The organism is Microbacterium phyllosphaerae (assembly GCF_050628115.1).
Classification (GTDB): domain Bacteria; phylum Actinomycetota; class Actinomycetes; order Actinomycetales; family Microbacteriaceae; genus Microbacterium; species Microbacterium phyllosphaerae_A.
Map to the genome: position 1 here is coordinate 3,494,849 of NZ_CP192502.1, position 24,069 is coordinate 3,518,917.

Genomic DNA, 24,069 nt, shown 5'->3' on the forward strand with positions numbered 1-24,069 from the left:
GGCGGCGCCCGGCGTCACGGACCGGAGATCAGTCGGCCGGAGCCGTGACGAAGTCGATGAGCTCCTCGACCCGGCCCAACAGGGCAGGTTCGAGATCACGATACGTGTGCACCTTCGACAGGATGTGCTGCCAGGCACGACCCGTGTCGCCCTGCGTTTCATGCGGCCAGCCGAATGCCCGGCAGATCCCGGTCTTCCAGTCGGTGCCCCGCGGGATCTCCGGCCACTTCGCGATTCCCAGCGCACGTGGGGTCACGCACTGCCAGACGTCGACGAACGGATGACCCACGATGCGCACATGCCGGCCGTGCGGGCCGCGGGCGACCGCCTCCGCGACACGCGTCTCCTTCGACCCGGGAACCAGATGGTCGACGAGCACTCCGTACCGACGCGACGCAGTCGGCGGCTCTGCGGCGAGCAGCTCGTCGAGCAGGTCGACTCCCTGCAGGAACTCGACGACGACGCCCTCGACGCGCAGGTCAGCTCCCCAGACCTTCTCCACCAGCTCGGCGTCGTGCTTTCCCTCGACGAGGATGCGGCTGGGCAGGGCGATCCGTGCACGCTGGTCGGCGACCACGAAGGATCCCGAGGCGGTGCGCCTGGCGCCCTGCTCCTTCGGGGCGGGGACGGTGAGCCGCACCGGCGCTCCGTCGATCAGGAATCCGCCGCCGAGAGGGAAGAGGCGCTTGCGTCCGAGCCGATCCTCGAGCTCGACGTTCCCACCCTGCACGCGTGTGACCGCACCGCAGTAGCCGTCGTCCGCGACCTCGACGACGAGATCGACCTCAGCGGGCACCTGAGGCACCGGCTTCGCCGCGCGCTCCCGCCAACCAGCCGCGAGCACATCCGATCCGTACCTGTCGTCCATGCCCTCCAGCGTATGTGTCTCCGCTGAGGGCGAACGGCTATCGCCGCTCGGATGCTGTCGCGTGTCGGCCTGTATGCATAGACTCGTGCCATGGGGCTCGGCTGCCGGTCGGAGGGAACACGATGAAGACACGGTGGCTGGCGCTGGCCGCACTCACCGCGGCTGCAGCGGCCGGAGCCTTCTCCGCATCTGCCGCGTCCGCGACCGATCCGGTCACGCTCGACTCCGGGTACGTGACTGACGACGCCGGGGTGCTGTCTCCCAGCGAGGAGGATGCGGTCGAGGCGCGCCTCCAGACCCTCAGCGACAACTCCTCCGCCGACCTCTTCGTGGTGCTGGTCGACGATTTCACCTCCCCTGCAGACAACGTCGAGTGGGCAGACACCGTCGCCGAGAACAACAACCTCGGGTCCGAGCAGTATCTGCTCGCCATCGCGGTCGAAGGCCGGAGTTATTACATCTCCGCCGCCCCCGACGGTCCGCTCAGCGACAGCAAGCTCGACGACGTCGAGAACGAGATCCAGAGCCTGGCCGCCCAGAACGACTGGGAGGGCGCGATCGTCCTGGCCGCCGACGAGATCCAAGGCGACGGCGGGGCCGGCGCGCTCCGCACCACGCTCATCGTCGTCGGGGTCGTCGCTCTCGGCCTCATCGTCTGGCTGATCGTCGCGCTCATCCGCCGATCCCGGCGCAACGCCGAGATCCGCCGCCGAGGTGCGATGCCCGAGCGGCCCGACCCCGACGATCCCTTCTCCACGCTGACCGACGAGCAGGTGCAGACCCAAGCGGGCGCCGCGCTCGTGCAGGCCGATGACGCCATCACGTCGAGCAGGGAAGAGCTCGGCTTCGCCGTGGCCCAGTTCGGAGAGGCGGCGACCTCGACCTTCAGCGGAGCCGTCGAGACCGCCAAGGCGAAGATGTCCGAGGCCTTCGACCTCAAGCAGAAGCTCGACGACGAGATCGAGGACACCGTCCACGACCGCCGCGCATGGCACATCCGCATCATCCAGCTGTGCGACGAGATCGACGACGTCCTCGACGACAACACCGAGGCTTTCGACGCACTCCGCAAGCTCGAGCAGAACGCTCCGCAGGAACTCGAGCGGGTCCGCGGCGAGCGGGCAGCACTCGACACGCTGCTCACGAGTGCCGAGCCTGCTCTCGCGGCACTCTCGAGCACGTTCGATCAGGCATCCCTCGTGACCGTCGCCGACAACCCGACACAGGCCCACGAGCGCGCCGCGCTCGCCGACCGCTCCATCGAGGCCGCCGCCCAGGCGATCGGTGCAGGGCGCTCAGGAGAGGCCGCGTTCGCGATCCGCACAGCCGAGCAGTCGGTCGCACAGGCGTCCCAGCTGGTGCATGCGATCACGGCGCTGGGCGCCGAACTCGCGAGCATCGAGTCGCAGGCCCAGGCACTGGTCGCCGAGCTGCAGGCCGACATCGCCACCGCGCAGCAGCTGCCCGACACGGGCGGCGTTCTGTCATCGGCGGCCGCGGTGACCTCACAACAGCTGCAGCAGGCTCAGGCCGCTCTCGCCGGCAACTCACGCAGCCCTCAGCGGGTACTCGAGGCACTCACCGCAGCGAACACCCAGATCGATGCGGCGATCGCGCAAGGAACCCAGGCCGTCGAGCGAGCCCGACGAGCGCAGCAGATGCTCGAGCAGACGCTGACGCAGGCGGGGTCCGAGATCCGCGCCGCGCGCGAATACATCGAGACGCGGCGCGGCACCGTCGGATCCACCGCGCGCACCCGCCTCTCGCAGGCGGAAGCCACCCTCACGCAGGCACTGAACCTGCGTGCCACCGACCCCGAGGCGGCGCTCACCGAGGCTGGTCGCGCCCTCGACCTCGCCCGCCAGGCGACGTCTTCGGCGCAGGCCGATGTCGCGGCGATGAGCCCGAGCAGCTATCAGAACGGCTGGGGCAGCGGTGGCGGCAGCATCTTCGGCGGCGGTGGTTCGGGAGGTTCCGGCCTCGGCGGCGACATCCTCGGTGGCATCATCGGCGGCCTCCTGTCCGGCGGCGGTGGAGGCGGGCGGTCCTCCCGGAGCAGCAGCTGGCGATCCAGCGGTGGCGGCGGATTCCGCAGCTCCGGCTTCGGCGGAGGCGGCGGCAGCCGCTCCAGCGGCCGCAGCGGCCGTTCGGGAGGGCGACGCTTCTGAACCGCGCACACCACGACCCCAGACATCGAGTCCGACCCTCTGAAAGGAACCACGCATGACCAAGCAGTCCATCTTCGGACGTATCTCGACCCTCGTCCGCGCGAACATCAACTCGCTCCTGGACTCTGCGGAAGACCCGCAGAAGATGATCGACCAGCTCGTCCGTGACTACACGAACAGCATCGCCGACGCCGAATCGGCGATCGCCGAGACCATCGGCAACCTCCGCCTCCTCGAGCGCGACCACGAAGAAGACGTCCAGGCGGCCACGGAGTGGGGCAACAAGGCACTCGCTGCGAGCCGGAAGGCCGACGAGATGCGCTCGACCGGCGATGCAGCCGATGCGGACAAGTTCGACAACCTCGCGAAGATCGCGCTCCAGCGCCAGATCAGCGCCGAGCGCGAAGCCACCGGCGCCGAGCCGCAGATCGCCGCTCAGACCGAGATCGTCGACAAGCTGAAGTCCGGCCTCAACGGCATGAAGGACAAGCTGGGCGAGCTGAAGAACAAGCGCAGCGAGCTCCTCGCCCGCGCCAAGGTCGCCGAAGCGCAGACCAAGGTGCAGGACGCGGTCTCGTCGATCAACGTCCTCGACCCGACCAGCGAGCTGGGCCGCTTCGAAGACAAGGTCCGCCGCCAGGAGGCTCTCGCTCAGGGCAAGATCGAGCTCGCGGCCTCCAGCCTCGACGCTCAGTTCGAGAGCCTCGAGGACCTCGGAGAGCTCACCGAGGTCGAAGCACGTCTCGCCGAGCTGAAGTCGGGCGGCTCCGCCCCGCGTCAGGCCATCGAAGGCTCCTGACACACCTCGCGGATGCCCCGGACCAGCATGTCCGGGGCATCCGCTCTTTCCCAGCTGGAGGCACCCATGGTGCGATTCCTCGTCGTCCCGCAGTGGCAGGGCTCACCTGCACCGCGTGCGATGCTCCTGATCGACGGTGCATCTGCGATCGCCGGTGATCTTCCGCGCGCATCGACCACCGTGCTCGATGTGCCCGTCGAAGCGGGAGAGTCACTCGGCACGGGCGTCCGCCGGCTCAGCGCCCTGCTGCGCACTCGCGAGCTCGTCGACGCAGCCATGACCGCCGACACGGTCGTCGTCGGAGGAGACTGCAGCGTCACCGTCGCGGCCCTCGCCGCGCTTCCCGGCGGCACCGACGATCTCGCGGTGGTCTGGTGCGACGCGCACGCCGATATGAACACACCCGAGACCTCGCCGTCCGGCGCTTTCTCCGGCATGGCTCTGCGGGCGGTGCTCGGTGAGGGAGAACCGCAGCTCGCGCTCTCCCCCGGCATCCCACGCGACCGCGTGATCACGGTCGGGATGCGCGACCTCGACGACGCCGAGGTCGCTGCCCTCGACGACCTCACCCAGCTCTCGGTGGCAGACCTCGACGATGCCGACGCTCTGGCCGCGGCCGTCGTAGCCACCGGCGCGAGCCGGGTCTGGGTGCACATCGACGTCGACGTGCTGGATCCGGCCGAGATAGCAGGCGTCTCGTCCGCGTCACCGTTCGGGCTCGCTCCCGCCACCCTGAGCGCGGCGGTGCGCGCTCTCCGCACACGTGTTCCGCTGGCGGGCGCGACGATCGCGGGCTTCGCACCGCGTTCACCGGCCGACGCTGTCGAGGACCTCGGCGCACTGCTGCGGCTCGTCGGAGCGGTCGCATGAGCGAGGACTGGCGCCCCGCGGCGGAACGTGCCCTCGAGCGGGGTCGCCGATTCGACCGCCGCATCCCGTCGTTCCTCCTGCGATCGCCGATCAGTCGCGTCGGCTACTGGTGGGGAACCGCCGTCGGCTGGGTATGGGGATCGCTGTGGAGCACCGGTCCCGTCGAGCGCCGGGCGGGGCTGTGGGTGTTCCGCGGTATGCCGAACTGGACGTTCAACCGCGGCGGGGTGTGCGTGGGTGGGTGCTTCCTCACCGGCGATGCCCGGCCGACCGACGCCGTGCTTCGCCATGAGGCGGTGCACAAGGCCCAGTGGCTGCGTTACGGCATCCTGCTGCCGGTGCTGTATCTGTTCGCCGGGCGGGATCCGCTCCACAACCGCTTCGAGATCGAGGCGGGTCTGGAAGACGGCAACTACGTGCGCCGGACGACCGCTCCTCAGCGCTCGGAGGGAAGAAGCCCGAAGCGCTCCGGCGCGTAGATCTGCGCGGGCTGGATCTCGAGCACTCCGGTGAGGTGCTCGACGATGTCGGCGGTACCCAGGTACCCGCCCAGCAACGTGACGTGGGTCTCGAGCTCGTCGTCGCAGAGCATCTCGTCGGCCCACGCGCAGGTCGCGCGGGCGATGGCCTCTCCGGGTGCGCACGCACGGCCCGTTCCGGGGGCGCCGGAGCGCTCTCCCCGAGCGAGCCACGTCACGGTCATCCGGCCGGGGGCGTCGATCACGCCGATGTCCGAGGCCTCGGCGACCTCGATGAAGATCCGCCCGGATGCGCACAGCGGCAGAGTCGCGAGGAAGACCTCGAGTTCGGCGAGCGAGTGCTCGTCAGCCGTCACCAGGTGGTGTGCGCGGCGACGCGCGGCGCGACGCTCTGCGCGCGTGCTGCGGGTCTCGAGGAAGGTCTCCATGATGCTTCCATGGTACACCACGTGAAGGGTTGCCTAACCTTGGTCGGCGACCGGTTCCACGAGAGCGGCGTGCAGTGCGTCCAGCTCGGGATCCGACATCCCGTTGGCTCGGAGGTAGCCTGCCGCAGACCCCCATCGCGCGTCGACGCCGTCGAGCAGCGCCCGCATGACCGGCGCGGGTGACTGCGTGGCCAGCGCCACCGCGTGCACCGCTTCGGGGTGCTGCGAACGCAGGTAGGCGGCGATCCGCTGCGACCTCTCAGGAGGAAGCTGCGACTCCGTGAGCGCGTAGTCCTCGATGATCGCGTCTCGGTCGGCACCGACGGCTGCGAGGGCGAGGGCGACGGTCACCCCGGTGCGGTCCTTGCCCACCGTGCAGTGGACGAGCGTCGGCTCCCCTGCCGCGATGATCCGGATGGCCGCGACGAGCCTCTCGCCGCTCTCCTCGAGAAGGTGCAGGTAGAGGTCCTCCAGGCTGGTGTCCGTCTCGAAGAACGACCGGACCGACCCGAGGAACAGAGGAAGGTGCGTCGTATCCGGCCCGTCGATCTCGGTCGGCTCAGCGGCGACCTCCTCGCCGTCCCGCAGATCGACGATGTGTGCGACCCGCTCTCGGACCGCGTCGACACCGACGGTCGTCGCCCCGGACAGCTGACCGGAGCGCAGCAGGATGCCGGAGCGGATGCGTCCGCCCTCGGCGGGCATGCCTCCGACGTCTCTGACGTTGTTGACCCCGTCGAAGTCGAGGACGGTCATGCCTTCGCCTGCGGGGCAACGCGGGGCGGAACAGGGTAACGACCGGCGATGACCACGCGGTTGAACGCGTTGATCGACACGCAGGCCCAGCTCAGCGCGGCGTACTCCTTCTCGGTGAAGACGGCACCGACACGGTTGTACAGGTCATCCGAGATCCCGTCCTCCGAGATGAAGGTGAACGCCTCTGCCAGCTCGAGCGCCGCCTCCTCCCGTTCGGTGAAGACGCCGCTCTCCCGCCAGGTGGCGATCTGCATGAGCGTGTCCGTGTCGATGCCCGCCTTGGTCGCGCGGTCGACATGGATCCGGGTGCAGTAGCCGCATCCGTTCAACTGCGAGCAGTGGATCATCACGAGCTCCTTGAGGCGATCGTCGATGCCGTTCGTCGCGCAGATCTCGCCGACCGTCCGCGAGAACGCGTCGAGCGCCTGATAGGCGGCGGGCTCGGTCTTGGAGAGGTGCACTCGCGTCTCGCTCATACCTCAATGATATTCCGTCGTATGGGCAACTCGGTGGGCCCTCCGAAGATGAAGAGAATGCAGATAGCCATCCCCTCGGTGTGTATAGACAGCATTATGCGCGTTGGTACGGTGCCATCTCTTGGCATTCTGACTCCGCATTTCCCGCACGTGCGTTCACCAGAGCAGAATATGCAGGTGGCGATCGACATCACCGAGTTCAGCTATCTTCCCGCACAGGCCGAGGCGCTGGGCGTTCCCGTTCCTCAGAGCGAGCGACTGACATTGCCGCTCCCGGACGGTCGCCGTGTGAGCGGTGTCCGCTACGGCACCGGATCGCCGCAGATCACGCTCCTGCACGGGGCAGGCCTCAACGCGCACACCTGGGATACGACGGCGCTCTCGCTGCAGCAGCCCGTGCTGGCGATCGATCTCGCAGGGCACGGCGACTCCTCCTGGCGCGACGACGCCGACTACACCCCTCGAACGCTCGCCGTGGATGTCGCCGCAGCACTCGACGCTTGGACCGACCGGCCGCAGATCCTGGTCGGACAGTCCCTCGGCGGCCTCACCGGGGCGGCGTTGGCCGCCGCGCGCCCTGATCTCGTCGCCGAGCTGATCGTCGTGGACATCACCCCTGGCATCGACACCTCGGCGGGCCCGGCCGCTCTGCGAGAGTTCTATGCGGGCCCCACCGATTTCGCGACCCGCGACGAGCTGGTCGATCGCGCGATCGCATTCGGCTTCGGTGGCGCACGCCCCGATACGCAACGGGGCGTGTTCCTCAACACGCGCGTGCGCCCGGACGGACGCGTGGAATGGAAGCACCATTTCGCCCACCTCGCTGCACAGGCCCTCGCCGCGCACGACCCCGGCGACGTCTCCGCTCCCTCGGTCCTCAACGCCACGGGGTGGCAGGACCTCGATCAGGTGACGGCCCCGGTGACGCTCGTCCGCGCGACCGACGGCTTCGTCAGCGCTGCCGACGCGGATGACTTCGCCCGCCGTCTTCCCGACGCGAGCGTGGTCGCGATCCCCGCGACGCACAACGTCCAGGAGACCGCTCCCGCGCAACTCGCCGCGCTGATCACGGAGCGCGTCGCGGCCACCGGATTGTGACGTTCCGTTCCACATCCCACCCCACCCGCCCGACACATCCCTAGGCTCGTTCCACCGGCACACAGCAACTGCCGCACCGAGAGGAAACAACCCATGTTCCGACGTACGCGACGGCTCGCGCTCTTCTCCGCGATCGCGGCGAGCGCCGTCATCCTGAGCGCCTGCACGGGCACCGCGGCCCCCGAGACCACGGCACCCACCGGCAAGCCGGATCCCGATGCCACGCTGCAGGTCGGGCTCGTCCTCGAGCCCACGAACCTCGACATCCGTCACACGAGCGGTGCTGCTGTCGAGCAGATCCTCATCGACAACATCTACGAGGGCCTGATCAGCCGCACGCAGGAGAACGAGATCATCCCTCGGCTCGCCTCCGACTACGAGGTGTCCGACGACGGACTCACCTACACGTTCACGCTGAACGACGGCATCACCTTCCACAGCGGCACCGCTCTCACGTCCGCCGACGTCGTGGCCTCGTACGAAGCAGTCCGCACGGACGCCACACTGCAGGGCAACGCCGAGTTCGCTTCGGTGGCCTCGATCACCGCACCTGACCCGACGACCGTGCAGATCGTGCTGACCGAGCCGAACCAGAACTTCCTCTTCTCGCTCACCGGGCCGGCGGGGCTCGTGTTCCAGGCAGGCGACACCACCGATCTCAAGACCGCGGAGAACGGCACCGGCCCCTTCACCCTGACCCGCTGGAACAAGGGCAGCACGATCACGTTCGCCCGCAACGACGCATACTGGGGCGAGCCGGCCGGAGTGGCCGAGGTCGAGTTCCAGTACATCCCCGACTTCACCGCCGGTGTGAACACTGCGCTCGACGGGGGCGTCCAGGTGCTCACCGCCGTGGATCCCAACCTCGCATCGCAGCTCGAGGGCGACTTCACCCTCACGACAGGTCGCACGACCGACAAGGCGACCCTCGCGTTCAACAACGCCAAAGCTCCCCTCGACGACGTCCGGGTGCGCGAGGCACTGCGCCTCGCGATCGACCACGAGGGGCTCGTCGAAGCCGTCGGTGCGGGGTCGACGCTGTACGGCCCCATCCCCGAGCTCGACCCGGGCTATGAGGATCTCTCAGATGTCGTCTCCTACGATCCGGAGAAGGCCAAGGAGCTGCTCGCCGAGGCCGGCCAGGAGGATCTCGAGCTGACCCTCACGATCCCGAGCTTCTACGGCACGACCGTTCCGAAGGTCCTGATCTCCGATTTCCAGAAAGTGGGCGTGACACTCGACGTCGACTCGGTCGAGTTCCCCACCTGGCTGGAGGACGTCTACACGAACCACGACTACGACCTCAGCTTCGTGCTGCACGTCGAGCCACGTGACTTCGGCAACTTCGCGAACCCCGACTACTACTTCGGCTACGACAACGCCGAGGTGCAGGGCCTCTACGCCGACGCACTCGCTGAGGTCGACCCCGACAAGTCGGCGGAGCTGCTGGCGAAGGCCGCTCGTATCGTCTCCGAGGACCATGCGGCCGACTGGCTCTACAACGGGGCGACGATCACCGCGGTGAGCCCGCTCGTCTCCGGATTCCCCCAGGACTCGATCAACTCGCGCATCGACCTGGCAGGCGTCACCGTCGCCACCGAGAAGTGACGACGCTCACTTCGTGATCCGATACGCGCTCGTCCGAGGAGCCCTGCTCGTGGCAGGGCTCCTCGTGTCGAGCGCGCTGATCTTCCTCACTCTCCGAGTGTTCCCCGGCGACGTCGCTCAGCTCATCGCCGGCACACAGGCCTCCCCCGCCGAGGTCGAGGCGCTCCGCGAATCCCTGGGCCTCAACCGTCCTCTGCCGGCGCAGTACGCCGAGTGGATCGGGGGGATCTTCCGCGGCGATCTCGGCACCTCGATGCTCTCCGGCGCATCCGTCGGGGAGGAGCTGCTGCTCAAGGCGCAGGTGACCGTGCCGCTCGGCATCATGTCACTCCTGATCGCCGTGCTCATCGCGGTGCCCTTCGGAATCCTCGCCGCTGTGCAGCGGGGGCGTCGCGGCGGCACCGCCCTCAGCGTCGGCGCACAGGCGCTCGCCGCCGTGCCCGTGGTCTGGGCGGGGATGATGCTGATCGTCGTCTTCTCGGTGTGGCTCGGGTGGCTCCCCCCGCAGGGCTTCCCTCGCACAGGGTGGAGCACGCCTCTCCAGGCGATCGAATCGCTGCTGCTCCCCGCGCTCACGATCGGCATCGTCGAGGGCGCCATGCTCATGCGCTTCGTGCGCAGCGCCACACTCCAGGCGGCGGGTCAGGACTTCGTCCGCACTGCTGCGGCCAAGGGACTCACCCGCACCCGCGCGCTCATCTCGCACGGAATACCCGCTGTGGGCCTGTCGATCATCACGGTCCTGGGGCTCCAGATCGCCGGGATCATCGTGGGCTCCGTCGTCATCGAACAGCTGTTCACCCTGCCGGGCATCGGCCGGATGCTGGTCGCCGACGTCGGGACGCGGGATCTGATCAAGGTGCAGAGCGAGCTGCTGGTGCTCACCGGCTTCGTCCTCGTCGTCGGCTTCCTCGTCGACCTGATCCATCGGGCGATCGATCCCCGCCAGAGGGAGGCATGATGCCCGGTTGGCTCCCGAGGCTGTGGCGCACGTCCACAGGGCGGTTCGGCCTGATCGTCGTCGCGATCATCGCGGTGGCCGCGCTCGTCGCGCTGTTCTGGACGCCGTTCGACCCGCAGGAGTCCGACGTGCGCAACCGCTGGGCGGGGCCAGGCCTCCCGCACCTGCTCGGCACCGACGACACCGGACGCGACATCCTCAGCCTCCTCATGGCGGGCGCGCGGACCACGGCGTTCGTCAGCGTCGGAGCGGGGATCATCGCGACTCTCGTCGGCATCGCGCTGGCCGGCCTCGGCGCGCTCACCGCCCGGTGGCTGCGCGAGACGGTGGCCGTGCTCGTCGACATCCTGATCGCGTTCCCCGTGCTGCTGATCGCCATGATGATCTCCTCCGTCTGGGGCGGTTCGCTCTGGGTCGTCATCTGGTCGGTCGGGATCGGCTTCGGTGTGAACATCGCGCGGGTCACCCGCCCCGAGCTGCGCCGGGTGCAGCAGAGCGACTTCGTGCTCGCCGCCCGGGCGTCCGGGCTCACGACCTCGCAGAGCCTCGTGCGCCACCTGCTGCCGAACGTCGCACCCGTGTTCATCGTGCAGCTGTCGTGGTCGATGGCCGTCGCCGTGCTCGCCGAGGCCGGACTCTCGTATCTCGGGTTCGGCGCCTCGGTCACCGAACCGAGCTGGGGACTGCTCCTCGCCGACCTGCAGCGCTACATCGGCGTGCATCCGCTCTCGGTCATCTGGCCGGGGCTCGCGATCACGCTGACGGTGCTCGCGCTCAACCTTCTCGGCGACGGCCTGCGCGAGGCCACAGACCCGACGCTGCGCCACCGCGCGGCGGAGATCCACACCCCGGCGGTGGTCGCATGAGTCTCGTCGTCGAAGACCTCGTCGTCCGGATCGACGGTCGTCCCGTCGTCGACGGCATCTCGTTCGAGGTACCGGACGGCGCCAGAGTGGGCCTGATCGGCGAATCGGGCTCCGGCAAGTCGCTCACCGCGCTCGCGGTGCTCGGACTCCTCCCCGACGGCGCGACGGCGAGCGGCAGCATCCGCTGGAACGGCACGGAGCTGATCGGCATGCGCGACCGAGAACTCGCCGAGCTCCGCGGCGACGAGATCGGGATCGTCTTCCAGGAGCCACGCACAGCGCTCAATCCCATCCGCACCGTCGGCCGGCAGATCGCCGAGTCGATCCGCATCCACGAGGGCATCGGCAGACGCGAGGCGCGAGGCCGCGCCATCCAGGAGGCCGCCCGCGTGCGGCTCCCCGACCCGGAGTCGATCGTCGACCGGTACCCGCATCAGCTGTCGGGCGGGCAGCGACAGCGTGTGGCGATCGCGATGGCTCTCGCCTGTCGCCCTCGACTGCTCATCGCGGATGAGCCGACGACCGCGCTCGACGTGACCATCCAAGCCGAGATCCTGTCGCTGCTGCTGGGCCTCGTCGAGGAGCAGGGCATGTCGCTCGTGTTCATCACCCACGACCTCGCCGTACTCGCACAGGTCGCGACTCGGGGCGTGGTGCTCGAGGGCGGCAGCGTGGTCGAGGAGGCGCCGGTGAGCACGTTGCTGAGCGCCCCCGCGTCTCCGGTGACACAGGGTCTGCTCCGCGATGCGACCGCCACGCTCTGGCGCCCGGACGGGGGCCCCCGATGAGCGTTATCGAGGCACGCTCCCTCCGTCGAGACTTCGTGGTGCCCAAGCGTTCGGCATTCGAGCGCACGAGGACGCAGACGGCACTGGCACCCACAGACCTCGACATCGCAGAGGGTTCGTCCGTCGGCATCATCGGGGAATCCGGGTCGGGCAAGTCGACGCTCGTCCGGCTGCTGCTCGGACTCGATCGTCCGACATCCGGCACCGTCGAGGTCGACGGCAGGGCGGTGGATGCCACGGCTTCCGCGCGTTCCCTGCACTGGCTGCGACGGCAGACCGGTCTCGTGTTCCAGGACCCTTACGCCTCACTCGACCCTCGGATGACGGCCGCCCAGATCATCCGCGAGCCTCTGTGGGCCCTCGGCATCGAGGGCGACCATCGCTCGCGGGTCCGGGAGGTGCTGCTGCAGGTGGGTCTCGAGCCGGACATGGCCGACCGCTATCCGCACGAGTTCTCCGGTGGGCAGCGTCAGCGGATCGCCCTGGCGAGGGCGATAGTGCACGGGCCGCGCATCCTCGTCGGGGACGAGCCGCTGTCCGCCCTCGACGTCACGGTGCGCGCTCAGATCCTCGAACTGCTGATCGAGCTGCGCCGCTCCTCGGACCTCACCCTCATCCTCGTCTCGCACGACATCGGAGTCGTGCAGAACCTGTGCGACACGGTCGTCGTGATGAAGGACGGGAGCATCGTCGAGCGGGGCGCCACCGAAGAGGTGCTGCTGCACCCGACGCACGAGTATACGAAGACGCTGCTGGCCGCGATCCCGGTCATCCCCGCTCCCCCGGAGTGACCTCGGCACTCACCGACCCGAGCTCGTGCTGAAGAATCTCCGGCGCCTGGTGGGACGCAATGCGCGGCGCATGTAGACGGTGCCGAGGTCGCGACCGAACTTGTGTCCGACCCGGCCCATCCGCCCGGCCTCGACGAAACCGAGCTTGGCGTGCAGTCGGATCGACGCGTCGGCCTTGGTGTCACTGATCACGGCGACCATCTCTCGGATGCCGAGCTGCTCGCATGCGTCGATGAGAGCCTGCAGCAGAGCCGCTCCGAGCCCTTTGCCGCCGGCTCCCGGCCCCAGATAGATCGAATCCTCTACCGTGTAGCGGTAGGCGTTCTTCCCGGCCCACGGCTGGGCGAGCGCGTAGCCGATCACGACGCCCGCAGGCGAGACGGCGACGAGGAACGGCAGTCCGAGCCTGCTCAGCAGGGCGAACTTCTCCCGCCAGTAGGGGATGCTGCTGCGCCTCTCGTCGAGGGTCACCACGGAGTTGCTCACGAAGTGGTTGTAGATCTCGCGCACGTACGGGAGGTCTCCCGCGCGCGCGGCGCGGATCGAGTACGAGAACACGTCGGGCTCGGGCTGCGGGCGCAGATGGCGCGGCAGCACACGGCGACGATCACCGGGCTCGAACTGCATGCGATCAGCTTAGACGCGGCTCCCCGTCGACGCGCCAGTCGACGGGGGCCGCGCCCTGCCGTACGAGCAGCTCGTTCGCACGCGAGAACGGCCGGGAACCGAAGAAGCCACGACGGGCGGACAGCGGCGAGGGGTGTGCCGAGGCGATCACGGGGGTGTCACCCAGCAGAGGCGTCAGGTTCTCGGCGTCCTTGCCCCACAGGATCGCGACGAGGGGCCCGTCGCGCGCGACCAGGCTGCGGATCGCCAGCTCGGTGACCGTCTCCCACCCCCACCGACGATGCGAGCCCGCCTCACCGGGGCGCACGGTCAGCACCCTGTTCAGCAGCAGCACACCCTGATCGCTCCACGCCGTGAGGTCCCCGTGAGGGGCAGGAGGGATGCCGAGATCGGTCTCGCGCTCCTTGTAGATGTTGCCGAGGCTCCGAGGCAGCGGACGGACGTGGCCGTCCACCGCGAATGACAGCCCGATCGCATGACCGGGAGTCGGGTACGGGTCCTGACCGGTGATCAGCACCTTGACCTCCGACATCGGGCGCCGGAACGCGCGCAGCACCTGGTCGCCGGCCGGCAGGTAGCCGCGCCCTGCGGCCTGTTCCTCGCGGAGACGCTCACCCAGCGCCGTGATCACATCCTGCGCCGGTGCCAGAGCGGCCGCCCACTCGGGGTCGATCCGGCCGTCGGCTGCGAGTTCGACGAGCGTGTGCGCAGCCATCGATCAGTCGGTCGGGCGCACCCGCAGCGGGCCGCGCGCGAGCAGATGGTTCGCGGACTGCGCGACGGGGCGCATCGTGATGAGATCGAGGTTGACGTGGCCCGGCGCGTCCAACGCGTAAGCGATGACATCGGCGACGTCCTCGGCGAGCAGTGGCGCCTCGACACCCGAGTACACCGCCTCGGCGGCCACCGCATCCCCGCCGAGACGGTTGAGCGTGAACTCCTCGGTGTGCACCATCCCGGGAGCGATCTCCGCGACGCGGATGGGCTCGCCGTTCAGCTCGAGGCGCAGGGCGTGCACCAGCATCGACTGCGCGGCCTTCGCCGCGTTGTACCCGCCGCCTCCCGCATAGGCCACCTGCGCGGCGGTCGAGGTCACGAACACCGTGTCCGCGTGCCCGTCCGCCGCTGCCGCGCGGCGGAGCAGGGGCAGCATCCCCGCGACCAGCCGCTGGCTGGACAGGACGTTGGCGTCGTACATCCACTGCCAGTCGTCGGTCGACGCGTTCTCGATGCGGTCGGTACCGCGTGCCCCGCCGGCGACCTGCACGAGTGCGTGCACGGGGCCGGATGCCTCGAGCTCTCGGATCAGCGCCGCCACGGCATCCGGGTCCGTCAGGTCGCAGGCGATCGTCGATGCTCCGGTCTCCTCCGAGAGCGCGGCCAGACGGGACGCACGTCTGGCGACGCCGACCACTCCCCAACCGCGGGCGCGCAGAGCACGCACCGTCGCCTCCCCGATTCCGGAACTCGCACCGGTCACCACTGCACGCCTGTTCACCATGCCTCCACCGTACGATGTTCCGGCCGCGAACGCGGGTGCGCGCCGTCGGGTCGCATTTTCCCGTCATCATCGTCGGGTTGCGTCTTCCCGTCATCGTCGGGGCGGGTGTCGCCGATGAGGACGACGGCGACTCCGATTCCGCACAGCACGAATCCGATGACGGTGACGAGGGTGAGCGGCTCCCCGAGCAGCATGCCGCCGGCGAGCGAGGTGGCCGGCGCGATCAGGAACAGCAGCGCCTGCAGCGCAGTGATGCCCACACGTCGCAGGAGCCACCAGTAGAGGCCGTACGCCGCCAGGGTCGGGAACACGGCGGTCAGGACGACCGCGAGCCAGAACGACGCCGACGACGGCGGGGCCAAGGCGCCTGCCACTGCCGCGATCACCAGCAGCAGCAGCGCCGTCACAGTGACGTGGACGGTGAGAGTCAGGAGCACGCCGGTCTCGACCGACGACTTCCGCTGCAGCAGCGTTCCGACGATGAGGCACACCATCGCGACGGCAGGCAGCAGATAGGCGAGCGGCGGGGCAGCCGAGGATCCGAACTGCGAGCGCACGACCAGAAGCACTCCGACCGCCCCGACCCCGAGTCCCACCCACTGCGAACCTCGCACGCGCAGACCGAGCACCGGGCCGACGAGCACGGCGACCACGAGGGGCTGCACGGCGTCGATCAGAGCGACCGTCCCCGTCGCGATGCCCGCGGCGACGGAGCCGTACACCGCGACGCAGTATCCGAACTGCGCGAAGAGTCCGATCGAGGCCTGAGACCGCAGGTCACGACCGCTCACTCCCCTGCCCGCGCCGGTGATGAGGACGACGGCGAGGAGGACCACGGCCAGCGGCACGAAGCGCCAGACGAGGAGCGTCAGCGGAGACACGTCGACGGTGGCGAACGCCGGGATGATGAAACCCGAGCTCCAGGTCACGACGAATGCAGCCGAGGCGGTCACCGTCACCGCCGCGCGAAGTACACCGATCTGTTTACCCATGACCCTGACTATACAGACTGGTATAGTCAGGGTCATGACGCAGCCTGTTCCGGAACTCGTCCCCCTGACCCCGGGAGGACGGCGTGTCCTCGACGCCGCCTCGAGGCTCTTCTACGAGCGCGGCATCCATGCCGTCGGCGTCGACACGATCGCCGAGGCCGCCGGGGTGACGAAGAAGACGCTCTACGACCGGTTCGGGTCGAAGGAGGCCCTCGTCGTCTCCTATCTGCAGCACCGTGACGCCCGGTGGCGCGACCATCTGGCGTCGGAGCTCGCCAGGGTGCCGGAGCCCGGCCCCGAGCGGGTGCTTGCGATCTTCGATGCCGCGATCTCATGGTCCGACGAGAACAGCCCCAAGGGATGCAGCGCCATCAACGCCCGCGCCGAGATCGGCGAGGGCAACGACGACCACCCGGTGTTCCCCGAGGTCTCCCGGCAGAAGAGCTGGCTGCTCGACGTGTTCGAGGAGCTCTGCGCCGAGGCCGGCGTGCGCGATCCCCGCGCGACGGCCCAGGCGATGATGCTGCTCTACGAAGGAGCGATCGTCACGGTGGGCATGGGGACATTCGCCGAACCGTTCGTGATCGCGCGCACGTGGGCTGCAGCACTGCTGGCGCAGGACTGAGGACACCCGCTCCGTCGCGATGTCGGGTCGGAGTTCATTACGTCACATTTCCCACTCGCTGTTGACACTCCGCGATATTCCGTACTGTCGCTTGCAACGACATCAGTCGAATCGACCTTCCAACAGTTCCAGGGGGAACACATGTCCGCACCCGAGACCTGGCGTTTCGAGACCAAGCAGATCCACTCCGGCGCTGCTCCCGACCCGGTGACCAAGGCCCGCGCCACTCCGATCTACCAGACCACGTCCTACGTGTTCGACAGCGCCGACCACGCGGCGAACCTGTTCGCACTGGCCGAGTTCGGCAACATCTACACCCGCATCCAGAACCCGACCCAGGACGTCCTGGAGCAGCGCCTCGCCGCGCTCGAGGGGGGCACCGGCGCCCTCGTCCTCTCCAGCGGTCAGGCAGCGTCGACGTTCGCGGTCCTGAACATCGCGCAGGCCGGCGACCACATCGTGTCGTCGAGCTCGATCTACGGCGGCACCTACAACCTGTTCAAGTACACGCTCGCGAAGCTCGGCATCGAGGTCACGTTCGTCGAGAACCAGGACGATCCCGAAGAGTGGCGCCGCGCTATCCGCCCGAACACGAAGCTGTTCTTCGCAGAGACCATCGGCAACCCGCAGATCAACATCCTCGACATCCGCACCGTCGCCGACGTGGCGCACGAGGGCGGCGTGCCGCTGATCGTCGACAACACGATCGCGACCCCGTACCTGATCCGTCCGTTCGAGCACGGCGCCGACATCGTCGTGCACTCGGTGACGAAGTTCCTCGGCGGCCACGGGACCACCATCGGCGGTGCGATCATCGACGGCGGCACGTTCGAGTGGTCGAAGAACGTCGAGCGGTTCCCCGGTCTCACCGAGCCCGACCCCTCGTACCACGGCGCCAGCTACACGGCGGCGGTCGGCGACCCGCTCGCCTACATCATCAAGGCGCGAGTGCAGCTGCTCCGCGACCTCGGATCGGCCATCGCACCGCAGAGCGCCTGGAACCTCATCCAGGGCATCGAGACGCTCTCGCTGCGCATCGAGCGCCACGTGCAGAACGCCCAGGAGATCGCCGAGTGGCTCGACAGCCGCGATGACGTCGCCTCGGTCAACTACTCCGGCCTGCCCTCCTCCCCCTGGTACGCGAAGGCGAACCAGTACGCCCCCAAGGGCGTCGGCGCCGTGCTCTCGTTCGAGCTGAAGGGCGGCGTGGAGGCCGGTCGCGAGTTCGTCAACAGCCTGTCGCTGTTCAGCCACCTCGCCAACATCGGCGACGTGCGCTCGCTCGTGATCCACCCCGCATCGACCACACACGCACAGCTCACGCCCGAGCAGCAGCTCACCGCCGGCGTCACGCCCGGCCTCGTGCGCCTGTCCGTCGGCATCGAGAACATCGACGACCTGAAGGCCGATCTCGACGAGGCTCTCGCCGCGGCTCGCCGCGTGTCGGAGGCCGCTCGCGCCTGATCCGGCATCAGAAGTCAGGAGATGCCCCGGGCTGCGGCTCGGGGCATCTCCGCGTCCGGGCGCGGCCCTTCCCGCGCCCGACGGCCCGAGCGCTCGGCTGGCGCACAGACGTCTGCATCGAGAATGGGAACCCTGCCCGGAGGAGCTCATGATCGACGTCACCACGACACCGACGGCACGTCGACGCGCGTCGGCGCGTGCCGGACGCGTCATCGCCGTGGTCGGCCTGGCTCTTCTCGTCGGGATCGTCTGCACCTGGGTTCCCGGCGTCGTAGGCACCGCTGCGGCCGCTGCCCTGCCGTGGTGCGGGCTCGCCCTCGCCGTGCTCATCGTCTTCGCGCTGATCCTGGCCCGCCGCGTCACACTCGTCCTGCTCGCCCCAGCCCTCGTCTGGAGCCTCGCGATGCTGCCGTCGGCTCCCGGTCTCGCCGCACCCGCGCCTGCGCAGAGCACTCCGATCGAGATCGTCAGCCAGAACGTGCGCGCCCATTCGGGAGGAGCTGCGGCATCGGCGGCCGAGCTCGCCGACATGTCCGCCGACGTGATCGCCCTGACCGAGCTCGACGGCGACAGCCTCGCAGCCGCACGGGACACCCTCGCCTCCGCCTATCCGCACTCGTACGCGATCGGCACGGTGGCCGTCTGGAGCCGTTATCCGATCGCGGACGCACAGCCGCTGACCCTCGGGCTCGACTGGAAGCGCGCTCTCCGGGTCGTCGTGAACACGCAGGATGCCGACGTCGCCGTGTACGTCATGCACGCGGCGTCCGTTCGTCCTGGCGTGCAGCAGGAGCGCGACACGATGCTCTCGGGGATCGCCGATGCCGTCGCCTCCGACCCCGCAGCGTCGATCGTGGTCGTGGGAGACTTCAACGCCGCATCGGCCGATCCGGCCCTCAGCGCCGTCCGCTCGGAGCTCGACTGGGTCAGGCCGACCGACGGGACTCTCGGCCTCACCTGGCCCGCAGCACTTCCCCTCGCCCGCATCGATCATGTCTTCGTGCGCGGACTGACGGTGCTCGAATCGACGACGGCGCGCGTCGGGAACAGCGATCACCTCGCCACGGTCACGACGCTCGCCGGCTGAGAGCCATCACGCCGCGGCCTCCGCGCGACGCACCCGGGAACCGTAACGTTCGTCCGACGCTTCGCCCGCCAGGCGAGAATGGAAGCATGGACTGGCAGACGACCTCTGAAGACACGGTGCCCTCGGCGCCCGTGACGGAGGCCGACGTCCGTCTGCTCCGCGCGCGACCACCCGCGACCGGCGCCTGGCGCGACGGAGACCCGGCCGGCGGACGCCGATTCGCCTCCTTCGGCCCCTTCCCCACAGAGAGCGGATCGGAGCTCCCCGGCATCCGCGTCGCCTACGAGACCTGGGGAGAGCTGAATGCGGCGCGCGACAACGCGATCCTGATCCTGCACGCGCTCACCGGCGACAGCCACGTGCGCGGCGCCGCCGGAGCGGGACACCCCACGACCGGGTGGTGGGAGGACATCGTCGGACCCGGTGCCCCCATCGACACCGACCGCTGGTTCGTCATCGCGCCGAACATGCTCGGCGGATGCCAGGGATCCACGGGCCCCGCGAGCATCGCGCCGTCCGGATACGAGTGGGCATCGCGCTTCCCATACCTGACGATCCGCGACCAGGTCGCCGCCCAGGTCCGACTCGCCGACCTTCTCGGCATCGACGCGTGGGCAGCCGTCGTCGGCGGCTCGATGGGCGGAATGCACGCGCTCGAGTGGGCGGTCTCGCACCCGGAGCGCGTCGAACGCCTCGCCGTGCTCTCGTCTCCCCCGGTGACCACCGCCGACCAGATCGCCCTCAACACCGTGCAGCTCGAGACGATCCGCATGGATCCGCGCTTCCAGGGCGGCGAGTACTACGACCTCGCCGACGGAGACGGTCCACACCGTGGCCTGGCTCTCGCTCGCCGCATGGCGCTTCTGAGCTACCGCAGTCCCATCGAACTCAATCAGCGGTTCCAGCGTTCGTGGCAGTCCGGTGTGTCGCCTCTCGGACACGGCGGACGATTCGCGGTGGAGTCGTACCTCGACTTCCACGGCAACAAGTTCACCCGACGCTTCGACGCGAACAGCTACATCACCGTCGTCGAGGCGATGAACTCGCACGACGTCGGACGCGACCGCGGAGGGGTCGAGGAGGCGCTCCGCACCGTGACCGCCATCAGTCTCGTGCTCGGGATCGACAGTGACAGACTGTTCCCGATCGACGGACAGCACCGCATCGCGCGGAGCATCCCGAACACCCTCGACGGCGACGAGGCGGTCGTCCTCAGCAGCGACTTCGGACACGACGGATTCCTCATCGAGACCGAAGCTGTCGGCAGGCATCTGCGGCGCCTGCTCGACAGCTAGTCAGCTCGGGACGATCCGCCACGGCAGCGAGCCGGTCTCGAGGCGCAGCCCCTCCCATTCGAACGCGGTACCCAGGTCCGATTCGACGACTTTCGTAGAGAAGTGCTGCACGAAGCCACCCGCGGCGAGCGCCTCCTCGGCCCCTCCGAACCGACTCAGCTGATGCAGCGTCACCCAGGTCGGCGGAAAGAGCCTCCACTCACCGGCGGAGTGCTTCTGCAGCGCGTCAGCGGGCGTGGCCCAGGTCGCCTCCACGACCTCATCGGCAGAGACCCGAAGCGCGCCGTCCGGGGCTTCCGAGGCGATCGCCAGGAAGAACCAGGTCCTTATGCGGACGGGCGCCTCGACGGGAGGTTGCCATCGGGATATGACGACAGGGTCGGTGATGACCAGGCCCACCTCTTCGAGAGTCTCGCGGACGGCGGCGCGACGGGCGTCACCCTGCTCGTCGTCGACGGCGCCGCGATCGCGCTGCTCGACCTTGCCTCCGGGGAAGACCCAGGCGCCGGGGAACGACCCGCGGTCGGGGCGGCGTATCAGCAGCACCTCGAAGCCGTGCGCGGCTGTTCGCAGCAGCACAGCCGTCCCCGCGACGGGGAGGTCGTCGGGCTCTGTCACACCCTCACTCTACGACCGTGGTTCCGGGTCACACCGAAGCGAACGCGGGCCTGCGGGCCTCCGCGCGGAACGAGAGGAGGGCGATCAGCAGTCCCGCCACCGCGAGCGCCGCGCCGGTCCACGACGGAGCCGTGAAACCCCAGCCGCCGGCGATCACGACACCGCCCAGGAAGGCGCCGAGGCTGTTGCCGATGTTGAGCGCGGAGTGGTTCATGGCCGCTGCGATCGACTGGTTGTCTCCCGCCACGTCCATCAGCCGGGTCTGGATGGTCGGCGACAGCACCGACGACACGAAGCCCACGACGAACACGAGCAGAGCGAGTGTGATGATCCAGAACGAGAGCACGGCGAGAAGCGCGAACACGACGGCCATCGCGGCGAGTCCGAACAGCAGTGTGCGGCGGAGATCGATGTCGGCGAGATGGCCGCCCACGAGATTTCCTGCGGTCATCCCCAGTCCCATCAGCACCAGGACGATCGGAACGGCCCATTCGGGCGACCCGGCGACGTCCGTCACGAGCGGGGCGATGTAGCTGTAGACCGCGAAGAAGCCGCCGAAGCCGATCGCACCCACCCCGAGGGTGAACCAGACCTGCGGGATGCGGAAGACACCGAGCTCTTCACGCATCGTCCTGCCGGGTGAACCGGGGTGCTCCGGCACGAAGAAGACGATGCAGACCGTCGCGAGCGCGAACACGAGCGTGACGACGGCGAATGCCGCCCGCCATCCCCACAACTGGCCGAGGAAGGTTCCCAGCGGCACGCCGACGACGTTCGCCACGGTGAGCCCCGTGAGGATGAACGCGACGCCCTTCGCTCGGTTGCCCGGCCCCATGACCTCGGCCGCGACGAGCGCCCCGATGCCGAAGTAGGCACCGTGCGGCAGTCCCGCGAGGAAGCGCGACGCGCCGACGAGCTCGAACGTCGGCAAGAAGACCGTGAGCGCGTTGAAGACGGTGAGCGCCACCGCGAGGCCGATCATCACGCGGTGCCGCGGGTAGCGCGCGACGAATCCGGCGATGGTCGGCGCGCCGACCACGACGCCGAGGGCGTAGAGCGAGATCAGCCAGCCGGCCTGGCTCAGTGCGTCTTCGGGGCTGCTGGCCCACAGCGTGGGCAGGAGCTCGCTCGCGATGTTGGGCAGCAGGCCCATGACGACGAACTCGGTCATGCCGATTCCGAAACTGCCGATGGCGAGGGAGAGGAGCGCCCACTTCGCCGCACCCCTCGATTCAGTCGAGGGATTCACCCGTCGATTCTACGGGGTCGCAAAGGCCCCTGGCGTCGTGCCCAGCACCCGTCGGAAGTGGCGCGTGAGGTGGGCCTGGTCGAAGAACCCTGCATGCGCCGCGGCCGACGCGGGCGAGACGCCGTCGACGAGCATCCGCCGCGCGAGGTCGATCCGTCGGCTGAGCACGTACTGGTGCGGCGCGAGCCCGTACGTCTGCGTGAACACCCTCGAGAGGTGGCTGGGGTGCACCCCGAACTCCGCTGCGATCTCGGCCATCGTGAACGACTCCGAGAACCGCTCGTCGAGGAGTGCGTGCGCCCGGCGGGCGAGTGGCGCGTCGTCTAGGCCGTTCCCCGCCGACCCGAGATGGGTGAGGATCAGCTGCCGAAGCGCGAGCGTCCAATGCTCGGCGGCGAGCAGGTCTCCGGGCTCGGCGAGGGCCGCATGCACGCGTCGCGCCGCCATCAGCGCTGCGGTGCTCGTCACCGTCGGACGCGAGACCGACAGGCCCGAAGCATGTCCGGGGAGCCAGGCGCTGTCGAGATACACCACGCGCTTGCGATAGATCCGACCGTCGACCGCGGACCGGCCGTTGTGCGAGATCCCGGGAGGCAGCACGGTAACCGCCCCGGGCGCCGCGATGTGTGCGGATCGCCCCAGATCATACGAGACGGCCCCCGAGTCGACGAGCATCACCGTCCACCCGTCATGCGCGTGCGGCGGATACGCATGGTCGAACGCCGCGTGATAGACCTCGCGCACCGACGGCACCGCAGGGTGCCACGCTCGCAGAAGTTCCGGCATGCAAGAAACGTACAAGACGTTCCTCTGCCGGTGGGCGATCGTGGTGGCCATGACCTCTCCCGCAGTGCCGACCGTCCCCCTGCCCGCTGCTTCACCGCGATTCGACACCAAGGTCGTCGTCCTCCTGAGCGACGGACTCACCGCATGGCAGGAGCTGAACGTCACGTCGTTCCTGATGTCCGGCATAACCGTGAGCGCTCCAGGGCTCACCGGCCAGCCGTACAGAGACGGCGACGACAACGTCTATCTCCCCATGCTCCGCCAGCCGGTCCTGGTGATGACGGCGGGTGCCGCTCTGCTCCGCGCCGCACGCGCCAAGGCGACAGCACGGGCGGACGTGGCTGTCGCGGTGTACACGCGGGAGCTGTTCGCGACAGGGCACGATGACGCCAATCGCGCTGCTGTCGCGGCCGTCGGAGCCGATGACCTCGATCTCGTCGGAGTCGCACTCCGCGGCCCCCGCAATGCCATCGACCGCATGATCAAGGGCGCACGCCTCCACGACTGAGGCCTCCACGACCGCGCGGGGCGGTGCAGCGCTACTCGGCCTCGTCGATCGCCGCCTCCAGCCGCTCGATCTTCGCGTCGAGCTCGCCGGAGTAGCCGGGGCGGATGTCGGCCTTGAGCACCAGCGACACCCGCGAGCCGAACGGCATCACGGCTTCCGTGGCGCGCTTGACCACGTCCATCACGGTGTCCCAGTCCGGGCCTTCGACCTCGGTGAACATGCTGGTCGTTCGGTGCGGTAGGCCGGACTCTCTCACGACGCGCACGGCGGCGGCCACCGCGTCGTGCACGGAGGCGTCCGAGCGCTCGGATCCGTCGGAGGGTGCGCCGCTCGGGGCGACGGAGAAGGCGATCAACATGGT

27 protein-coding genes are annotated in these 24,069 nt (G+C 69.0%); 15 read left to right on the forward strand and 12 right to left on the reverse strand.

Annotation, left to right across the window (positions count from 1 at the left end):
* Window positions 1-28: 28 nt before the first annotated feature.
* Window positions 29-868, reverse strand: a complete 840-nt coding sequence (locus ACQ4LY_RS16805; protein WP_431073341.1) for a DUF3097 domain-containing protein — start codon at window positions 866-868, stop codon at window positions 29-31.
* A gap of 122 nt (window positions 869-990) precedes the next feature.
* Here ACQ4LY_RS16805 and ACQ4LY_RS16810 point away from each other — a divergent pair, with 122 nt between their 5' ends.
* From ACQ4LY_RS16810 to ACQ4LY_RS16825, 4 genes are all read left to right on the forward strand, one after another.
* Window positions 991-3,036, forward strand: a complete 2,046-nt coding sequence (locus ACQ4LY_RS16810) for a TPM domain-containing protein (protein WP_431073343.1) — start codon at window positions 991-993, stop codon at window positions 3,034-3,036.
* A 55-nt stretch (window positions 3,037-3,091) separates the two neighbouring features.
* Window positions 3,092-3,835: a PspA/IM30 family protein gene (locus ACQ4LY_RS16815; protein ID WP_431073345.1), complete on the forward strand. Its 744-nt coding sequence runs from the start codon at window positions 3,092-3,094 to the stop codon at window positions 3,833-3,835.
* 66 nt (window positions 3,836-3,901) lie between these two features.
* The gene (locus ACQ4LY_RS16820; protein WP_431075714.1) at window positions 3,902-4,705 is read left to right on the forward strand and encodes an arginase family protein; all 804 of its coding nucleotides are present in this window, start codon (window positions 3,902-3,904) and stop codon (window positions 4,703-4,705) included.
* On the forward strand, window positions 4,702-5,184 hold the full coding sequence (locus ACQ4LY_RS16825; RefSeq protein WP_431073347.1) for a Fe-S oxidoreductase: 483 nt from the start codon (window positions 4,702-4,704) through the stop codon (window positions 5,182-5,184). The genes ACQ4LY_RS16820 and ACQ4LY_RS16825 overlap by 4 nt, the downstream gene beginning before the upstream one ends.
* On the opposite strand, the gene ACQ4LY_RS16830 is transcribed toward ACQ4LY_RS16825, so the two are convergent.
* Genes ACQ4LY_RS16830 through ACQ4LY_RS16840 form a run of 3 tightly spaced genes read right to left on the reverse strand, consistent with a single transcriptional unit; the run spans window position 5,142 to window position 6,844 of the window.
* Window positions 5,142-5,612: an SIP domain-containing protein gene (locus ACQ4LY_RS16830; protein WP_431073349.1), complete on the reverse strand. Its 471-nt coding sequence runs from the start codon at window positions 5,610-5,612 to the stop codon at window positions 5,142-5,144. The two genes, ACQ4LY_RS16825 and ACQ4LY_RS16830, sit on opposite strands and share 43 nt — an antisense overlap.
* Before the next feature lie 33 nt (window positions 5,613-5,645).
* A complete protein-coding gene (locus ACQ4LY_RS16835; protein ID WP_431073351.1) occupies window positions 5,646-6,368 on the reverse strand; it encodes a tyrosine-protein phosphatase in 723 nt (240 codons plus the stop codon).
* Window positions 6,365-6,844 carry a carboxymuconolactone decarboxylase family protein gene (locus ACQ4LY_RS16840; protein WP_431073353.1) on the reverse strand — a complete coding sequence of 160 codons (480 nt, stop codon included), beginning with the start codon at window positions 6,842-6,844 and terminating at the stop codon, window positions 6,365-6,367. The genes ACQ4LY_RS16835 and ACQ4LY_RS16840 overlap by 4 nt, the downstream gene beginning before the upstream one ends.
* A gap of 171 nt (window positions 6,845-7,015) precedes the next feature.
* Here ACQ4LY_RS16840 and ACQ4LY_RS16845 point away from each other — a divergent pair, with 171 nt between their 5' ends.
* From ACQ4LY_RS16845 to ACQ4LY_RS16870, 6 genes are all read left to right on the forward strand, one after another.
* Complete coding sequence (locus tag ACQ4LY_RS16845; protein WP_431073355.1) at window positions 7,016-7,942, forward strand: alpha/beta fold hydrolase; 927 nt, start codon at window positions 7,016-7,018, stop codon at window positions 7,940-7,942.
* Window positions 7,943-8,035: 93 nt separating this feature from the next.
* Entirely contained in the window at window positions 8,036-9,550 is a 1,515-nt protein-coding gene (locus tag ACQ4LY_RS16850; protein WP_431073357.1) for an ABC transporter substrate-binding protein, read from the forward strand.
* Between the two features lie 13 nt (window positions 9,551-9,563).
* Entirely contained in the window at window positions 9,564-10,511 is a 948-nt protein-coding gene (locus ACQ4LY_RS16855) for an ABC transporter permease (protein ID WP_431073359.1), read from the forward strand.
* The gene (locus ACQ4LY_RS16860) at window positions 10,508-11,377 is read left to right on the forward strand and encodes an ABC transporter permease (protein ID WP_431073361.1); all 870 of its coding nucleotides are present in this window, start codon (window positions 10,508-10,510) and stop codon (window positions 11,375-11,377) included. The genes ACQ4LY_RS16855 and ACQ4LY_RS16860 overlap by 4 nt, the downstream gene beginning before the upstream one ends.
* Window positions 11,374-12,165 carry an ABC transporter ATP-binding protein gene (locus ACQ4LY_RS16865; RefSeq protein ID WP_431073363.1) on the forward strand — a complete coding sequence of 264 codons (792 nt, stop codon included), beginning with the start codon at window positions 11,374-11,376 and terminating at the stop codon, window positions 12,163-12,165. The genes ACQ4LY_RS16860 and ACQ4LY_RS16865 overlap by 4 nt, the downstream gene beginning before the upstream one ends.
* A complete protein-coding gene (locus tag ACQ4LY_RS16870; protein ID WP_431073365.1) occupies window positions 12,162-12,956 on the forward strand; it encodes an ABC transporter ATP-binding protein in 795 nt (264 codons plus the stop codon). The genes ACQ4LY_RS16865 and ACQ4LY_RS16870 overlap by 4 nt, the downstream gene beginning before the upstream one ends.
* A gap of 9 nt (window positions 12,957-12,965) precedes the next feature.
* Here ACQ4LY_RS16870 and ACQ4LY_RS16875 read toward each other — a convergent pair whose 3' ends face one another.
* From ACQ4LY_RS16875 to ACQ4LY_RS16890, 4 genes are read right to left on the reverse strand one after another with little or no spacing between them, the layout of a single operon-like run.
* Window positions 12,966-13,583, reverse strand: a complete 618-nt coding sequence (locus ACQ4LY_RS16875; RefSeq protein WP_311243246.1) for a GNAT family N-acetyltransferase — start codon at window positions 13,581-13,583, stop codon at window positions 12,966-12,968.
* Window positions 13,584-13,587: 4 nt separating this feature from the next.
* Complete coding sequence (locus tag ACQ4LY_RS16880; RefSeq protein ID WP_431073367.1) at window positions 13,588-14,298, reverse strand: uracil-DNA glycosylase; 711 nt, start codon at window positions 14,296-14,298, stop codon at window positions 13,588-13,590.
* 3 nt (window positions 14,299-14,301) lie between these two features.
* Window positions 14,302-15,084, reverse strand: a complete 783-nt coding sequence (locus ACQ4LY_RS16885; RefSeq protein ID WP_431073369.1) for an SDR family oxidoreductase — start codon at window positions 15,082-15,084, stop codon at window positions 14,302-14,304.
* Window positions 15,078-16,076: a DMT family transporter gene (locus ACQ4LY_RS16890; RefSeq protein ID WP_431073371.1), complete on the reverse strand. Its 999-nt coding sequence runs from the start codon at window positions 16,074-16,076 to the stop codon at window positions 15,078-15,080. Before ACQ4LY_RS16890 ends, ACQ4LY_RS16885 begins: the two co-directional genes overlap by 7 nt.
* Window positions 16,077-16,110: 34 nt before the next feature.
* On the opposite strand from ACQ4LY_RS16890, the gene ACQ4LY_RS16895 reads away from it, so the two are divergent.
* The 4 genes from ACQ4LY_RS16895 to metX all read left to right on the forward strand — a co-directional run bounded on the left by ACQ4LY_RS16895 (window position 16,111) and on the right by metX (window position 20,547).
* Window positions 16,111-16,701: a TetR/AcrR family transcriptional regulator gene (locus ACQ4LY_RS16895; protein ID WP_431073373.1), complete on the forward strand. Its 591-nt coding sequence runs from the start codon at window positions 16,111-16,113 to the stop codon at window positions 16,699-16,701.
* A gap of 141 nt (window positions 16,702-16,842) precedes the next feature.
* Window positions 16,843-18,165: a bifunctional o-acetylhomoserine/o-acetylserine sulfhydrylase gene (locus tag ACQ4LY_RS16900; protein ID WP_056308393.1), complete on the forward strand. Its 1,323-nt coding sequence runs from the start codon at window positions 16,843-16,845 to the stop codon at window positions 18,163-18,165.
* Between the two features lie 148 nt (window positions 18,166-18,313).
* On the forward strand, window positions 18,314-19,252 hold the full coding sequence (locus ACQ4LY_RS16905; RefSeq protein ID WP_431073375.1) for an endonuclease/exonuclease/phosphatase family protein: 939 nt from the start codon (window positions 18,314-18,316) through the stop codon (window positions 19,250-19,252).
* Window positions 19,253-19,338: 86 nt separating this feature from the next.
* A complete protein-coding gene (gene metX / locus ACQ4LY_RS16910) occupies window positions 19,339-20,547 on the forward strand; it encodes a homoserine O-acetyltransferase MetX (RefSeq protein ID WP_431073377.1) in 1,209 nt (402 codons plus the stop codon).
* Here the strand turns inward: metX and ACQ4LY_RS16915 are convergent, their stop codons facing one another.
* From ACQ4LY_RS16915 to ACQ4LY_RS16925, 3 genes are read right to left on the reverse strand one after another with little or no spacing between them, the layout of a single operon-like run.
* Window positions 20,548-21,165: an NUDIX hydrolase gene (locus ACQ4LY_RS16915; protein WP_431073379.1), complete on the reverse strand. Its 618-nt coding sequence runs from the start codon at window positions 21,163-21,165 to the stop codon at window positions 20,548-20,550.
* A gap of 28 nt (window positions 21,166-21,193) precedes the next feature.
* The gene (locus ACQ4LY_RS16920) at window positions 21,194-22,414 is read right to left on the reverse strand and encodes an MFS transporter (protein WP_431073381.1); all 1,221 of its coding nucleotides are present in this window, start codon (window positions 22,412-22,414) and stop codon (window positions 21,194-21,196) included.
* Between the two features lie 9 nt (window positions 22,415-22,423).
* Window positions 22,424-23,200 carry an AraC family transcriptional regulator gene (locus tag ACQ4LY_RS16925; RefSeq protein ID WP_431073384.1) on the reverse strand — a complete coding sequence of 259 codons (777 nt, stop codon included), beginning with the start codon at window positions 23,198-23,200 and terminating at the stop codon, window positions 22,424-22,426.
* Here ACQ4LY_RS16925 and ACQ4LY_RS16930 point away from each other — a divergent pair.
* A complete protein-coding gene (locus ACQ4LY_RS16930) occupies window positions 23,199-23,708 on the forward strand; it encodes a DUF2000 family protein (RefSeq protein ID WP_431073386.1) in 510 nt (169 codons plus the stop codon). The genes ACQ4LY_RS16925 and ACQ4LY_RS16930 overlap by 2 nt on opposite strands.
* A gap of 31 nt (window positions 23,709-23,739) precedes the next feature.
* Here ACQ4LY_RS16930 and ACQ4LY_RS16935 read toward each other — a convergent pair whose 3' ends face one another.
* The gene (locus ACQ4LY_RS16935) at window positions 23,740-24,066 is read right to left on the reverse strand and encodes a thiamine-binding protein (protein WP_431073388.1); all 327 of its coding nucleotides are present in this window, start codon (window positions 24,064-24,066) and stop codon (window positions 23,740-23,742) included.
* Between the last annotated feature and the right edge of the window lie 3 nt (window positions 24,067-24,069).